14 protein-coding genes and 2 pseudogenes are annotated in these 14,933 nt (G+C 72.2%); 8 read left to right on the top strand and 8 right to left on the bottom strand.

From position 1 onward, the window contains the following. Positions 1-952 precede the first annotated feature (952 nt). From ACIO9K_RS30015 to ACIO9K_RS29995, 5 genes are all read right to left on the bottom strand, one after another. On the bottom strand, positions 953-1,585 hold the full coding sequence (locus tag ACIO9K_RS30015; RefSeq protein WP_363626130.1) for a hypothetical protein: 633 nt from the start codon (positions 1,583-1,585) through the stop codon (positions 953-955). Positions 1,586-1,587: 2 nt separating this feature from the next. Continuing rightward, entirely contained in the window at positions 1,588-3,765 is a 2,178-nt protein-coding gene (locus tag ACIO9K_RS30010; protein WP_400334655.1) for a hypothetical protein, read from the bottom strand. A gap of 303 nt (positions 3,766-4,068) precedes the next feature. Further along, a complete protein-coding gene (locus ACIO9K_RS30005) occupies positions 4,069-4,467 on the bottom strand; it encodes a hypothetical protein (RefSeq protein WP_400334653.1) in 399 nt (132 codons plus the stop codon). Positions 4,468-5,390: 923 nt separating this feature from the next. Next, on the bottom strand, positions 5,391-5,753 hold the full coding sequence (locus tag ACIO9K_RS30000) for a DoxX family protein (protein ID WP_363626135.1): 363 nt from the start codon (positions 5,751-5,753) through the stop codon (positions 5,391-5,393). Between the two features lie 38 nt (positions 5,754-5,791). After that, a complete protein-coding gene (locus ACIO9K_RS29995) occupies positions 5,792-6,286 on the bottom strand; it encodes a cupin domain-containing protein (protein WP_400334650.1) in 495 nt (164 codons plus the stop codon). Between the two features lie 80 nt (positions 6,287-6,366). Between ACIO9K_RS29995 and ACIO9K_RS29990 the strand changes: the two genes are divergently transcribed. From ACIO9K_RS29990 to ACIO9K_RS29980, 3 genes and pseudogenes are all read left to right on the top strand, one after another. Then, positions 6,367-7,224, top strand: coding sequence for a LysR family transcriptional regulator (locus ACIO9K_RS29990; RefSeq protein ID WP_400334648.1), 858 nt, complete (start codon positions 6,367-6,369; stop codon positions 7,222-7,224). A 225-nt stretch (positions 7,225-7,449) separates the two neighbouring features. Beyond that, positions 7,450-7,659 (top strand): annotated as a pseudogene (locus ACIO9K_RS29985) (YciI family protein); the annotation flags it as partial. Between the two features lie 97 nt (positions 7,660-7,756). Further along, a complete protein-coding gene (locus ACIO9K_RS29980; RefSeq protein WP_400334667.1) occupies positions 7,757-8,026 on the top strand; it encodes a hypothetical protein in 270 nt (89 codons plus the stop codon). 49 nt (positions 8,027-8,075) lie between these two features. On the opposite strand, the gene ACIO9K_RS29975 is transcribed toward ACIO9K_RS29980, so the two are convergent. Continuing rightward, on the bottom strand, positions 8,076-8,432 hold the full coding sequence (locus tag ACIO9K_RS29975) for a hypothetical protein (protein ID WP_400334647.1): 357 nt from the start codon (positions 8,430-8,432) through the stop codon (positions 8,076-8,078). Between the two features lie 187 nt (positions 8,433-8,619). Then, positions 8,620-9,162 (bottom strand): annotated as a pseudogene (locus tag ACIO9K_RS29970) (serine hydrolase domain-containing protein); the annotation flags it as partial. 426 nt (positions 9,163-9,588) lie between these two features. Between ACIO9K_RS29970 and ACIO9K_RS29965 the strand changes: the two are divergent. The 3 genes from ACIO9K_RS29965 to ACIO9K_RS29955 all read left to right on the top strand — a co-directional run bounded on the left by ACIO9K_RS29965 (position 9,589) and on the right by ACIO9K_RS29955 (position 11,022). Further along, complete coding sequence (locus ACIO9K_RS29965) at positions 9,589-10,311, top strand: MarR family transcriptional regulator (protein WP_400334645.1); 723 nt, start codon at positions 9,589-9,591, stop codon at positions 10,309-10,311. 223 nt (positions 10,312-10,534) lie between these two features. Continuing rightward, positions 10,535-10,798: a hypothetical protein gene (locus ACIO9K_RS29960; RefSeq protein WP_400334643.1), complete on the top strand. Its 264-nt coding sequence runs from the start codon at positions 10,535-10,537 to the stop codon at positions 10,796-10,798. Positions 10,799-10,821: 23 nt separating this feature from the next. Further along, positions 10,822-11,022: a hypothetical protein gene (locus tag ACIO9K_RS29955; protein WP_400334641.1), complete on the top strand. Its 201-nt coding sequence runs from the start codon at positions 10,822-10,824 to the stop codon at positions 11,020-11,022. A gap of 447 nt (positions 11,023-11,469) precedes the next feature. On the opposite strand, the gene ACIO9K_RS29950 is transcribed toward ACIO9K_RS29955, so the two are convergent. Further along, positions 11,470-11,820 carry a hypothetical protein gene (locus ACIO9K_RS29950; RefSeq protein ID WP_400334639.1) on the bottom strand — a complete coding sequence of 117 codons (351 nt, stop codon included), beginning with the start codon at positions 11,818-11,820 and terminating at the stop codon, positions 11,470-11,472. Between the two features lie 271 nt (positions 11,821-12,091). On the opposite strand from ACIO9K_RS29950, the gene ACIO9K_RS29945 reads away from it, so the two are divergent. Next, positions 12,092-12,505, top strand: a complete 414-nt coding sequence (locus tag ACIO9K_RS29945) for a hypothetical protein (protein ID WP_400334637.1) — start codon at positions 12,092-12,094, stop codon at positions 12,503-12,505. A gap of 190 nt (positions 12,506-12,695) precedes the next feature. Then, positions 12,696-14,882, top strand: coding sequence for a M4 family metallopeptidase (locus ACIO9K_RS29940; protein ID WP_400334635.1), 2,187 nt, complete (start codon positions 12,696-12,698; stop codon positions 14,880-14,882). The last annotated feature ends 51 nt before the right edge of the window (positions 14,883-14,933 follow it).

The following is a 14,933-nucleotide window of genomic DNA, read 5'->3' as shown; positions in this document are numbered from 1 at the left end:
GCGCGCCGTCTGCTCCGCAGACATGACGCGCCGTCACTAGCGTGACGGAGCGTTGCGGCGCCCCTCCGGGGCGCAGTTACGGAAAGTGCTGTTTCGGCGCATCCGCGCCGTGGGTCTGCGGGGGCCTGGACTTGGCGGTGAAGTGCTGCTGAGTGGGTGGCCGGCGCTCCGCGCCTGGCCCTACGGGCCCGTCCCTGGTCGGTCTTGGCGGGTATTTTCTGCTGTTCAGTTGGGGTTTGGCGCACTCCGTGCGCTGGGCTGACTGGGAGGAGGGGGGTCGGGGTCCTGCCTCGGCTTCCCCTGGTCAACTGGTCGCCGATCCGCCGGCCTTCCCCGCTCGCCATCGCATTCTGTCGCCAACACGCCCAACAGCGCAACCTCTCCCCACCATGACCGACACAATCAGTGAGTGGTCTAGGCCTCTCGCGATGGTCTAGACCCATATGTCTAAGGATCGACCCGGGAACGCCCGAACAATGCATCCGACGCCGTATCAGAAACACCGCGTCAGAAAATCCCGCCGCAGCCCACATACCCCCGGAGAATGCCCACCGAGCAGGCCCCTCCACACCGTTGACGATGTAACGTGAAATCCCGCTACAACCACCAACCCGACCACCCGACCCCGTATCAGAAAACCCCCGTCAGAAAACCCTGCCGAAACCGCCACCCCCACCCATGGAAAACCCCCATAAAAACCGACCCGCCCCGGACGGCGGCCCGGCGCAGCACAGCGGGCGGGCGGGCGAGCCCGGACAGCGACGAGCGGGCACTGGGCCACACAGCGCCCGCCCCTCGCCCCCGTCGGCGGCCCGGCGTAGCACCACCAGGACCAGGCCGACCCCACACCCACGACCGTCGCCGACGTCACTGTGTGGGGTCTGAGCTGGGGGATGGGGTTGGTGCCGCGCCCGGTGGGGTGGGTGTGGCGCCGAGGTGTGGTGGCGGGTGGTCAGGCTCCGAGGCCGATGTGGGAGACGTAGGTGTAGGCGCCCCAGTCGGAGTCGAGGTCGGCGATGATGTCGTCCCAGATGCCGTCCAGGGCGTCGGCGTCGCCGGTGGTGAGGGCGTCGACGGCGTCGTCCCAGACGTAGCGGACCTGGAGGGGGCGGATGCGCAGGTTGTCTCGGCGGCGGGGTTCGTCTACCACCTGCTGGTTGATGGGGTGGATCTCCACCTTGGTGCCGCGGCCGCTGTTGTTCAGGTGGTCCTTGAAGATCTGGGGGTTGTTCAGGATGTTGCGGGCGCGCAGCGTCCAGTAGGCGGTGTCGATGGCTTCGATGTTGACGCGGCGGGGGGTGCGGGTGCCCTTGGTCCAGGCCCGGAGGGTGGCGGCGTTGGCGGTGCTGCCGGCGTCGGCGAGGGCCTGGGCGAGGGTGGCGGGGCCGCCCTTGTGGCTCGTCAGGTAGCGCATGCGGGCGGTGAGGCCGCGGCGGGTGGTCGGTGGGGACTTGATGCCGCCTTCGATGATCATGCGTTCCAGGGCGTCTTCGAGGGCGCGGCCGAGGGCGATTTTTCCGTGGACGTTTCCCTGGTCGCGGTCGGCGCCGTAGCGGCCGAAGTTTTTCCATCCGTCGGTCGACATTTTCAGGTGCTCCGGGTGCGGGTGCGGGGCAGGGTGTACTGGTCTTTGAGTTTCAGTTGCGTGGTCAGGCGGCCTTCTTCGAATACGCCGCCGTTGGCCTTTCGCCATTCGCCGCCGGTGACGTGGAGTTCGTCGGTTCCGCGCAGCGCGACAATCGTCAGTCCGGCTTTGTGGGCGCGCTGGGACTTGTACCAGAGGTTCGCGAATGCCTGGGAGCGGATGATGTGCATCCAGTCGGGGCGGCGGATGTCGCGGTTGTAGGTGGATTCGCCGATGGTCGATGCGAATTTTGCGTAGATGGCCTTGATGTACTTCTCGGTCACCTGGTCGCCGTCGCGGATCGCGTTCTCGCGGGCGATGGTGAGGATGCGTCGGAATTTCTCCAGCATTCCTTCGGTGGCGCCGCTCGTCCAGGCCTCGGTGATGTGTGGGGCGTCGGCGAGGCCGAGCTTGTGGCAGCGGATCAGCAGGCGCATGGTGGCCTCGTCCAGGAGTACTGGGCCGGCTTCGTGGCGGTTGCCGATCGGGTCGGGCAGGTGCGGGTGTTCCCAGACGGGGCGGGCGGGGAGCAGGTAGATGCCGGAGCGTTTGGGGTCCCAGCCGCCGTCGGGGCGGTGTTGGAGGGCGCCGATCGGCAGGTGGGTTTTGAGGGCGGAGCAGTAGGCGGCGTTGGTGTCCAGGACGTCCACCGTCACTGGGTCGGCGCCCGCCTTGAGGGAGGCCGTCAGCGGGGTGTTCTCCCATTTGTGGCGTCCTTCCCAGATTTCGTCGGCGCCGTTCCGGGATTTCTTGGAGAGGAATTCCAGGCGTTCCGGGTAGGCGGTGTGCTCGTACGCGGCGCCGACCCGGGTCGCGTCGAAGAGGGCCATTCCGTTCGGGATCGCTTTCTTCTCCAGCGTTGCGGACGCGGCTTCGATGTCGCCGTCGTGTTCCTCCAGGGCCTGCTCGACCGCCGAGGTGATCGTGTCGAGGTAGTAGCCGAGCTCGCGGCCGGTGCTGGCGTACTCGCGGAACTTCGCGGACGGCGCCGAGGTGGTGACCGGGTCGGGCGTAGCGGATGGGGAGTTGGTGCGGGCTGGGGTGGGCTGGGTGTCTTGGTTGGCGATGTCGGCGGTTTGGGTGGGTGTGGCGGGTATGGGGGCGGTTCGGGCTGGGGTGGGCATCGTGGTCGGGGCAGCTGAGGTGGTCGGGGTGTTTTGGTCACTCGGGACGAGCGGGGTCTGGTCGGTGGTGGTGGTCGGGCCTGCGGGTGCGGGGGTCGGGGCTGCCTGGGCGGGCGCGGTGGCCGGGGGAGCGGCGCTGGCGGGGGTGCACCAGCCGCCGGGGTGGAGCGCGCGGCCTCTGATGCGGTGGGTGATCGGGCGTTCGCACTGTTCGCACGGTGTGGCGGGGTGGGTGAGGATTTCGCCGTCCGGGCCTCGGTCGTAATCGGCGCTGGCCCCGGCGGCCGGGGCCGGGTCGACGAGCAGTTCCTCGCCTTGGACGGCCGTGGCAGCGACCGGAGTGGCCCAGGCAGTGGGCTGCTGCTCGGCGGGCAGTTCGGTGGGCGAGGCCTCGGAGACGGCCGGGAAGGTCGGTGCCGCCGGGGCGGGCGGCGCGGTGGGCGCGGCCTCGGGGGCAGCTGAGGCGATCGGCGCTACCGGGACGGGGGCAGCGACTGGGGCTGCGGCCTGCTGTTCGGTGGCCGGAGCGGCGTCAGCGGCGAGCAACGGCTGCTGCTCGTCCGGGACGGTGGCCCGCTCGCCGGGGCGGATCCAGCCGTCCGGGATGGGTGTCAGGGGGGTGTAGGGCTCTGTGGGTCGGCGGGGTGTCTCGCGCCGTGGCGGGTTCGGCCTGGGTGCCGGGGTGGCGGTGGGTGTCGGGACCGGGGTGGGAGCGGCGAAGGTCGTCGGCACTGGTGCGGTGTCCGGCTGTGGTGCTGGTGCGGTGGTGTCGGGGGGCCAGGTCAGGTGCTGGGCGGCGTGGGTGGGGCCGGCGAGTAGATCGAGTGGGCGCATGCCCCAGTGGCGGGCCAGGGCGTCGATCTCGTCCAGGGACCAGGGTTGTGCGCCGGACTGACGGCGGCTGATCTTGTCTTGGGTTAGGTCGAGGGCGGTGGCGAGTTGGCGCTGGCTCTCGCCGGTGTGCTGCTTGATCGCGGCGATGGTGAGTCGCAGCGTTTCCAACGTGCTCAACGTCATGGGGGCATCGTACCCATTTTTGATGGGTATTTTCCATCAGAAATGGGTGGGGTCGCTGCTTTTGAGTGATGGGGTGAGCAGCGTGTTGACGTGCAGGTCCGGCGCGGCGCGGGTGGCTTGGACGGGCGCGCCCTGGCGGTATCCCGGAGCGCCCTCGCCCTGGGGGTCCCGGGTCCGACCTGCGAGCGCTGGTCGGCACGGTGGCCGTCGGGGTCCGCTCGGCGGTGGCGGACCTGCGGCTGGCCGGCGAGAAGAGAACCCGGCCACTGTCGAGATGCTCGCGCGCCCTCGGCCCGTGGGTCGTCACAGGAGGCCGACAGCCGGCCCTCGCCGAACGTCAGGGCTGGGCGCGGGGTGGTCCGGCTCGCCGAACCGTACCGTCGGGATCGTGCACGCCGCACGGTGTGGCCCGGTCACCGCGGTGGCCGGGCCGCACTGCTTCGCGGCCTTGCTCGGTGCCGGCCCCCGGGCGGTGGACCGGGCCCGCCCCGCAGCGGTCCGGGACGGGCAGGGCGGCCGGGCTCTGAAGGTGCGCAGCTCGCGAGCGGTGCCCACGGCGTTCGCGGCGGCCGGGGTGTCCGGGACGACGGAGATGACGGAGACGGCGTTGCGGACGGCGTGGGTGAGCTGGTCGGCCTGCGAGCCGGTCGGGTCGGCGACGACCCCGGCGAGGAGTTGCAGAACGAGCTGGACGGGCGCCATGACGCCCTTCTTCGGAAGAGATGTCTTCCTTCGCCCCTCCGAGGTGCACAGATCACACACTGCGTCCTGTCGCCGACCGGACGGTTCCGTGGCTTTGATCAGCGTCGTGGACTGCGGTCTGGGCAGATGTTGTCGTCGTTGAACTCAAAGTGCACGTCGCTCGGCTGTAGATGGTGAGACCTGCGGGCAGTGCACAAGTTCCCCGCCGCGGTTTGCGCGGCCTGCGTTGCGGGCGCCGGCGTACTCATGACGCCGCTTCTCGGTCCATGGGGCATCACATGTCATGCCGGGTTTCCCTTCGGCGAGATCATTTTCTTTCACCTCGGGCCGACGAGTGCGCTCACACGATGGTTACAGGAGTCAGGGCGTACGGCTGCTGAGGATATTTCCATGGCCGGGGAGCGGTGGCTCCCTTGGAGGCCGGGGCCAGAGCCTCGGCCATCGCTTTGAACGGCCTGTGTGAGGGGGTGGTCCCAGGGGCTTGCGGATGTGGTGTGCGCCGCCCGGCCTGTGGGGACTGTTTGTCCGGAAGGGCAATGAGGATTTGCCCGTCGGGCTACGGGCAGCGCCAGAACGGAGACGGTGTCAGAGCCCGTCCCATTGGTTCGGTCGAGGATCTCCGGCGTCGTGGTCGGGGTCGTAGCGCTCGGTCCTGGTCTCGGCGTCGTGGTCGCGTACGCGCCGCCACTGGGCGCAGATGTCGGCCGCGGTGGCGAAGGCGGTCCCGTCTCCGGCGCCGGCGTACGGGTCGGCGGCGCGCTCGCCCTCCCGGGCGGGCCCGGTGCAGGGCCTGCTGGATGGTCTCCAGGGTCGTCCCGGCCGCCCGGCGGCGGACGTCGCCGGGCGGCCCGCGGACGGGGCGGGGGCGGGGCGGGGCGGGGAAGGAACGGAGGGGCCGGGCGGGGGGCTGGGGCGACTCCCGGTCACATCCCGGCGGCGGCCGGCCAGGTGACCGCCGCCGCGGCGGCGAGGAGCCCGGCGTTGAGCGCAACGCGGCGGTCCCCGCCGGTCAGGTGCACGGCGATCGCGCCGGTCTGCAGGAGCACAAACCCGACGGCCGCGGCCACGGCCAGACCCGGCGCGACACCGGCCGCCGGCGGCAGCAGCAGAGCGGCGGCGCCCAGGAGTTCGACCGCCCCCAGTGCCCTGACCGCGGGCGGCGGCACGCGGTCCACCCAGGCCATCATCGGGCGCAGCCGGTCGCGGTCGCGGGTCGCTTTGAGCGCGCCCGCGTAGAGGTAGAAGGCGGCGAGCGGTGCGGCGAGGAACCAGTAGGCGATGGTCATGACGTCCTTTCACGGTCACCGGTGGGTGACCGTGGGCTTCAGGCCACGTCGGTGGCGGGCTCGGTGGCGTAGCGGCTCATCGTGCGCAGGCCGGCCTCGGGGGTCGGCGGCCTGCCGTCGGCGGTCGTGTCCCGCAGGTCCCGGAAGTACTGCACGTACAGGTCGGGGGTGAACACGCTGAGCATGACGGCGCTGTGGTCGGTCACGTTGGCGAAGGTGTGCGGGGCGCCGGGCGGGACCATCACGAACGTGCCCGCGCTCGCGTCGTGGTGCCGGTCCCCGGCGGTGAAGCGCACCGTGCCGGAGATGACGTAGAAGCCTTCGTCGTGGCGGGCGTGGCGGTGCTGCGGCGGTCCGGGGGTGTGCGGGGCGAGGAGGGACTCGGTCATCGCCAGGCGGTGCCCGGTGCGGCTGCCGTCCTCCAGGACGCGCATGCGCGTGGTGCCCAGGACGATCGTCTCGCCGTCGCCGGGGGCGACCACCGATACGGTGGGGCCGGTCTGCGGTTCGCTGGTCTTCGCTGTGTCGGTCATGTTCCGAGTCCACCGCCGGGGCCCTGCCGGTGTCCAAGACCCGTTGCGCCACGCCGATACCCGGGGGGTATCGTCGCAGCGTGGAGCTACGTACCCTGCGCTACTTCGTGGCGGTCGCCGAGGAACTCCACTTCGGCCGGGCCGCCACCCGCCTGCACATGAGCCAGCCGCCGCTGAGCCGGGCGGTCAAGCAGTTGGAGAAGGAGAGCGGCGCCCTGCTGTTCGTCCGCTCCCCCGCCGGTGTCACCCTCACCCCGGCGGGGGCCGTGCTGCTCGACGAGGCGCGGGACCTGCTCGACCGGGCCGAGCGGCTGCGCGCGCGCGTGGCCGCGGCGGCCGGCGGCGCGACCCTGACCGTCGGCATCCTGGGCGACGGCAGCGACCCCGGCATCACCAGGCTGGCGGCCGCCTTCCGCCGCGGCCACCCCGGCGTCGAGATCCGTGTACGCGACACCGACCTGACCGACCCGACCTGCGGACTGCGCGCCGCACTGGTCGACGTCGCCCTGACCCGCGCGCCGTTCGACGACACCGCCCTGGCGGTGCGCGTCCTGCGCGCCGACCCGGTCGGCGCGGTCCTGCGCGCCGACGACCCGCTGGCCCGGCGCGGCCGCCTGGAACTGGCCGACCTGGCCGACCGCCGCTGGTTCCAGTTCCCCCCGGGAACCGACCCCCGGTGGCAGTCGTACTGGAACGGCGGCACCCCACGCGAGGGCCCCGTGGTGCGCGGCGTCCAGGAATGCCTCCAGGCCGTGCTCTGGAACAGCACCGTCGGCCTGGCCCCGTTGCTCGGACACGACCTGCCCGAGAACCTCACCACGGTCCCGCTGGCCGACATGGCGCCCAGCCCGGTGGTCGCGGTGTGGAATGACGGCGACACCAACCCGCTGGTCCGCTCGTTCGCCGAGATCGCGACGGCCGCGTACCGCCAGACGTGAACACCGCCAGGCCTGAACCGCCAGGCCTGAACCGCCAGGCCTGAACACCGCCAGACGGGAGCACCGCCAGACGGGAGCACCGCCAGACGGGAGGGGACGGCGCCCCGCGGCGTCCGTCGAAAAAAGTGGTCCCGGTCCGCCCGCCGTGTCGATCCGCGACCACGCCGTTCGACCTGGGACGGAGAGCGGGGGCGGGCACCGTGCCACGGGCAAGGGAGAGTGACGATGCCGACGTACATGCTGATCATGCGGGGCACGGACGAGAGCATCGCGAAGATGATGGAGACGCCCTTCGAGGAGATGCTCGAGACGGTGGGCCGCTTCAACGAGGAACTGATCCAGGCGGGCGCGCTCGTCACCGCCGAGGGACTGGACGACCCCACCCAGGGCGTGGCGGTCGACTTCAGCGGACAGACCCCGGTGGTCACCGACGGCCCGTACGGCGAGACGAAGGAACCGTTCGGCGGCCTCCACGTGATCGACGCCGCGTCGAAGGGGGAACGCGTCGTGCTCCTCCACGAGGCACTCAGCCGTGTGGCCCCCCTCCCCCGTCGTCGAGCTCAACCCGACCGTGGCCGTCGCCATGGCGAACGGACCCCGGCAGGCGCTGCACATGGTCGACGAACTGGCCGCCTCCGGCCGGCTCTCGGGGTCGCACCTGCTCCCGGGCGTACGCGGCGAACTGCTGACCCGGCTCGGCCGCACCACCGAGGCCCGGGCCGAGCTGGAACTCGCCGCCCGGCCGGGCCGCAACGCCCGCGGACGGTCGGTGCCGCTGCGCAAGGCGGCCGCGTTGCCGTGACGCCCCGACCTGACGGCCATCACCAACCCGGCCACCACCAACCCGGCCGTCACGAGCGGGGACAGGACTCCGCCTCCAGCTCGGAGGTGAACACCGCGATCGGCCGACTCCCCTCGACCCAGTCGCCGTTGACGTTGGTGGCGAGCAGGTGCCGGCCGTCGCGGGTGCCGAGCGCGTAGGACCACGAGCCGTTGATGGCGCCGCCCATGCCCCAGACGGTGGGGCCGCAGTCGAGCCTGATGCCGGCGACGCCCAGAGCGTAGTCCGCCTGGTCGATCCACTGGTGCCCGGTCGGGACCATCGTGAACATCTCCCGCTGCTGGGCGGCGAAGAAGGTGTTCAGGTCGCGAACGTCGGAGATCATGTCGCCGGCGGCCCAGCCCCAGGACGGGCTCAGCTCCGTCACGTCGTAGACGGTGGCGTTCGCCCCGGTGAGCCCCGGGCGCGAGTACTCGCGCCCGTGCGGCCCGTGGACGGTTGAGGTCGAAACAGCGGGGCTGTCCCCTTGGACAGCGCTGCCAGCACACGTCAGCTGGGTTCGCTCTCGCCGGTTGCGTACCACCCTTGCGGCACGAGCTTCTCCGCGCCTCGCCAGTTGTGGACGATCGCTTCCTGGAACCACCGGTGAGGCCCAGCGGGGCGGTGATCCGCTGCTTGATCTGCGCGGCCAGGGTGGCGCCGGAGGCCCGTTCGACGACCAGGCCGGCGAGGACGTAGTTGGTGTCGGAGTAGGTCCAGCCGGTGCCGGGCGCGAAGTCGGGCCGGTGGGCGACCGCGATCGGGGCGAGCTGTTCGGGGGTGTAGCCGTCGAAGCAGTGCCAAAGGAAGGGCAGGCCGCCCGCCTCCTGGCGGACCTTCTCGTCCATCGCGTAGTTGTAGATGCCGCTGGTGTGGTTGAGGAGTTGGCGCACGGTGGTCCGGCCGCCGTCGTAGCCGGGGGCGCCGAGGAGGCCGGGCAGCCAGCGCTCCACGCTGTCGTCGAGGCTCAGCCGCCCCTCGGCGGCGAGCTGGAGGACGACGGTGGCGACGAAGGTCTTGGTGGTGCTGCCGATGCGGAACCGGTCCTGCGCGAGACGGGCCCGCCCGGTGGCGACGTCGCCGACACCCCGCTGTTCTCCGGGGTACGCGGCGCGCAGTTGGCCGGACGGACCTCGGCGACGGCGCCGGGCAGACCGCCCGTGGCCACCGCCCGGTCCAGCACCCGCTGGACCCCCGGATGCCCGCCCCCGCCCCCGCCGTCCGGCGCGGGCGCGGCGAACGCCGGTGCGGCGGCGGCACCGGCTGGCACGGCCCCGGCGAGCAGGGCGGCGACGGCAGCGCGCGTGGTGGTTCCCATGGCGTGTTCCCCCTCGATGTGGTGTCGCGGTTCGGGAAGGAAGCTACGAGCAAATTCACATAATGGTCAATGCGAAACCCGCCAATGGTGGATGTATTCGCAGGTAGATGCCCGCAATATTCTTGCAATGATCCTCCCGGTAAATGCAACAGAACGTCGCGGTCCCATTGCAACAGTGGGTGAGCCGGACGGATACTGTTCACGCGACGGAAGGAGACGAGGACGGATGCCCGGAGCCAGGCTGACCCCGCAGGACCGCCACCGGATCGCCGCCGGACTGGCCGAAGGGCTGGGCTACGGCGAGATCGCCCGGCAGATCGAACGGCCGACCTCGACCGTCACCCGCGAGATCGCCCGCAACGGCGGGCCCTGCGACTACCGGGCCGAACACGCCCAACGTGCCACCGCGCAGCGCTCCCGCCGCAGCGGCACGACCGCCCGACGGGCCGCCGCCGCCACGCCGCCGGCCCAGGGCCGCGACCCGCAGGCGGTCCGCGAATTCGCCGACGAACTGGCCGAGCTGCTGGTGCACAGCGGCCTGCCCAGAATGGCCGCCCGGGTCCTCGCGTGCCTGTACGTCACCGACGACGGCAGCCTCACCGCGGGCGAACTGGTACAACGGCTGCAGGTCAGCCCGGCCGCCGTCTCCAAGGCCGTCGGCTACCTGGAGGGCCAGGCGCTGATCCGCCGCGAACGCGGCGAACAGCAACGCCGGGAGCGGTACGTCATCGACGACGACGTCTGGTACCGGGCGCTGCTGGCCAGCGCCGAACGGAACACGACGCTCGCCGGCGTCACCCGCCAGGGCGCCGAAACCCTCGGCCCCGGCACACCGGCCGGCGCCCGGATGGACGACGCCGCGGCCCTCCTGGACCGGATCGGCCAGGACATCGTGCGCTCCGTGCGGCAGTGGCGGGAGGACAGCCGGCCCGGACCGCGAACCGGCTGATCCCGGGCACCCCCTGCCGGGCGGCCGGGTGAGATGCGCAAGGGTCCGGGCGGGTGGGATGCGCAAGGGTCCGGGCGGGTGGGCTCCGCACCCGACCGGGTGCCGTATCCGCGGATCCGCGGCCGGTCTTCGACAAGGCGGTCGCGGTGGACCGGCAGCCCCCCCGGGCGTGCCGGCGGCCGGGCGTGCCGGCGGGGGGCCGCCGCGGACGGGACGGACGGCGATGGCGGGCACGCGCAAACGACCGGAGGACTTCGCGCTGTCGAGGCTCAGCACCCGTCAGCTGATGACGATCTCGACCGCGACAACGCTGGTGACGGCCACGGCGTCGATCTTCCAGGCACCGGAGGGACGGCGGAGCACGATCACCGGCCGGTACGTGCCGCCGCCGTACAACCCCGACCAGTCCACCGGTCCGGCCGGCGGCCAGGCCCCCAACCGGCCCGCCCAGGCCCAGCAGCACGGCAACCCCTCCGCGCACCACTGAACGGACCGAGGAAGGACCGATCGATGAGCACCCACGTTCAGATGACGACGGCACAGGAGGCCACCGCCCAGGACCACACCGCCACCGAACTGGAAGAGGAACGCCGCCGCCGGGAGAGCACGATGCCGCTCGCGGTGGGGGGACCGGCGGCAGCCGGCCTCGGAGTCGCGCTGCTGTCGATGCTGATGAACAACCAGCGGGGCACGGTCGTGGTCCGCATGTGAGTGCACACCCCCGGACCCGGCCGAACGACACAAGGACCCCCGGCACGTCCGGCAGCCCGGCAGCCCGGCAGCCCGGCAGGAGCTGGTTCAAACCACAGGGCCGGAAGCCCGGGACCGACCGACGGGGCAGAGCCGGGTACGGAGTCGCGTCTCCGCCCAACCCAGATCGACACACAGGCCGAACCAGACCCGGCCCTTGCACACACCCGACCCACCACGACCCGCCGCGACCCAGGAGAACACACCCCGGAGGACACACCCCGGAGGACATCGCACCGGAGGACATCGCACCGACGCCCGGGAGCAGCCACGGACAGAGCGAAAGGGCAGAGCGATACCGGCCCGAGCCACGACCAGACGGCCCGGGCCGTCCCGCTCCGGACGACCCGCGGTGAGGTAACACGGAACACCGACGACCCCGAACCACCCCACGACCCCACCCGACACCTACCCATCCACAATCTCCACAATGGAACCGCGCACCACGGGGGCGGCCGGAGAACGGCAAACGGCTGAACCGGGCCTGTCCAGCCAGTGCCCGGACTCCGTGAGCTTGGTGAAATCGTCCTTGGGCGGGCCGTAGTCCGGATTCTCCACGAACTCCCCCGTCAGCTTCCCGTCCGCGCCGACCCGCCAGACGCCCTGGACGGCTTCGCCCGGGACGTAGCCGTCGGGGTCGCCGATGAGATCGGGGTCGATCATCGCGACCGACCCGCCCGGACGCCCGACCGCCTCCGCGACGAGTTCGGGCGGAGGCGACTGCAGGACGCGGCGCCGCTCGACCGATGTGTCCCCCATGAGAATGCCCCTTCACCTGGTTCGCCCGAGACGGTCACACCGCCCCGATCCACTGAGGAGGCATGCTCGCGACACCCCAGAGGCCCCGGGAAAGCACTCGTCCGCGGCGGGTGTGCCGAGCGGGGGGCGACGGACTCGGCGATGAGGGCGGACCCGCGGGGGCGACCGGAGGACGGCAAACGGCTGAACCGGGCCTGTCCGGTGCCCCGTTCCTCCGTGAAAGGCAGCTCTGTCGAGCTGCCGTCACTGCCGACTTCCGCGGAGGACCGCAGTGCACCACCGTTCCCGTTCAGTGGCCAGGGCGCTCGGCTCGGGCGCCGCCTTGAGCCTGGCGCTGGCGCTCACCGTGACCGCCTCCCCCGCCCTGGCCGCGCCGCCGGGCCCCACCGCCGAGTCCGATCCCGTCCCCGGCCTGGTGGCCGGCGAGGGCACCGCCGCCCCGCAACTGGTGACCGGACTGTCCGAAGCGGCGCCCGGCGCTCCGGCCGAGGCGGCCCGGGCCCATCTCGCCGCCCACCTGGACCGGTACCGGGTCGATCCGGGACAGCTGGCCGAACTCGCGGCCGAGCGCACGGCCGCCGACCGGCACACCGTCAGGTTCCAGCAGTACCACGGCGGCATACCGGTACTCGGCGGACAGTACCTCGTCCGCCTCACCGGCGAGGGAACCGGCCAGCGAGTGTAATCGGCCGGCGGCAAGTACTTCACCGGCCTGACCGCACCGACCGCCCCCGCCGTGCCGGACTCGTGTCAACGGAACCGGGCGCAGCGGCGGCGTCGGCCGCAGCGAGCTCGTAGTACCGCACGGGCTCGTCATCGAGAGCGGCCTGGTCGTCCTGCCGGGCGGCACCGGCCGGCTCGCCCGCCACTTCACCGTGCACACCGCCGACCCGGGGAACGGCGAGCCACTGGTCCGCGAGGTCTACGCGGACGCCACGCTCGGCGTGGTCGCCCTCGCCCACGACTCCTCGGCCCCCTACCAGGTCAGCGGCGCCGACGACACCGGCGGCGACGACACCGGCGCCGGCGACACCGGGGCCGGCGCCGCCCGTGGCGCGGCCGCCGCCCAGCCCGCCACCGGGACCGCCCCCGACCTCCTGGGCCGTACCGTGCCGGTGAACATCTCCCGCCAGCCGGACGGAAGCTACCAACTCGTCGACCTCACCCGGCCCGTCACCATCACCACCTACGACGCGACCGGACGGGACTACAACGAGTTCAGCGGCCGGCTGCCCGACGGCAGCCTGCCCGTCGGCTCCCCGGACCCGGACTTCCCCGCCTCCACCGGCACCAGCGGCGCCACCGACGCCCACCTCGACGCCGCCGCCGTGTACGGCTTCTACCACGACCGGCTCGGCCGCGACGGCCTGGACGGCAAGGGCGGCGCGATCACCTCCGTGGTGAACGTGAGCAACCGCGGCAAGCCCTTCCCCAACGCCGCCTGGGACGGGCAGAAAATGCTCTACGGCAACGGCAACGCCAGGTTCCTGCCGTTCTCCGCCGCCCTCGACGTGGCCGGGCACGAGATGACCCACGGCGTCATCCAACACACCGCCAACCTGGCCGGCGACGGCCAGTCCGGCGCGATGAACGAGGGCATCGCCGACTACTTCGGCAACGCCGTCGAGGTCACCGCCCGCGGCACGTCCATGAACGACCCGGCAGCCCCGCTGATGGGCGAGAACCTGTGCCGCACCGGCACCCCGCAGGACTGCGCGAACCGCCGCCTGGACGACCACCGCACCACCGTGGACGACTACCTCGGCGCCGGGCCCGACCTGGACAACGGCGGCGCGCACCTCAACTCCACCATCTTCAGCGGCGCCCTGTGGGACATCCGGCGCACCCTCGACCCGCTCACCGCCGACCGCCTCGTCTACCGGGCGCTGGCCGAATACCTCACCCCGCTGGACGACTTCGTCGACGGACGCAACGCGGTACTCGCCGCCGGCCGGGCCCTCAAACTCAGCGGAGCCCAGCTGCGCAAGGTCGCGGCCGCGTTCGACGCACACGGGATCAAAGCCGGCTGGCAGAGCCGGCTCGGGACGGACACCCGCCCGCTGCTGCCCGGCACCTCCGCCCCGGTCGGACCGGCCGCGGGCGCAGGCCACTGGGTGATGGGCAACACCGACCCGAACGGCAAGGGCGCGACCGCCCTGTACACCGGCTCCACCACCACCACCGCCACCCCGACCCGGCTCAGCCCGGACGACGGGCGGATCCACGGCTGGGCCGCCACCGACGGCAAGTCCGCCGTCTGGCTGGCGATCGGTCCCGACACCACCGGCACCTGGGGAACGGAGGTGCTGACCCGCCCGCTGTCCGCCGGCCCGGTGCGCAGCGTGTTCCACTCCTTCGACCAGTCGCCCGGCAGCGTCCAGGTATCCGGCGGGGACATCGCCTTCACGGTGACCGACAACGACACCGGCCGCACCCGGGTCCGCCTCTCCCCCGACGGCGCCCCGCCCGTGGAACTCCCGCTGCCCGAGGGCCACGACCTCACGTCCCTCGCGTTCAAAGACGGCCTGCTCGGCTGGATCGAGTCCTGGACGGCCGACGGGGCCACCGTCCAGGCGCCGACGGCCTTCTCGACCGCCACCGCCAAGGTCACCGCCCAGTACCCGGTGAGCACCCCGAACGGCACCGACCCGCCGTACCTCGCCTCCCCGCTGCTCGCGGGCGGCCGGCTGCTCTGGCTGGCCACCCCGGCCGACCGCACCCGCCCGACCGCCCTGCGCTCCGGCGCCCTGGACGGCTCCGACGTGCGCGACCTGCTCTCCACCGACTCGCCGTACACCCCGGCGGACATGGAACTCACCGCCACCGACCAGGCCGTCACCTTCACACACCGCAGCGCCCAGCCGAACAGCGGCTGGTCGAACGCCGCCCTGCCCAAGCTGTACCAGCTGCCGGTCAGCGGCGGCACCCCCGTACGGGTCTCCTGCAACCGGGGCAGCCAGTTCCACGCCGCCGCCGACCAGGGCACCCGGGTGGCCTGGCTGGACGCCACCGCCGGGCGCAACGACCTCGTGGTCCGCGACCGCCCGGCCGGGTCCTGCTGATCCGAGCACGGCAACGCCGTCCACCCCGGTGCCGGCGGACACCGCGGCGGA

This window comes from Kitasatospora sp. NPDC087271 (genome assembly GCF_044744605.1).
GTDB lineage: Bacteria > Actinomycetota > Actinomycetes > Streptomycetales > Streptomycetaceae > Kitasatospora.
The sequence above is the reverse complement of the archived record's forward strand: the minus strand, read 5'-3'. Positions and strand labels throughout refer to the sequence as shown.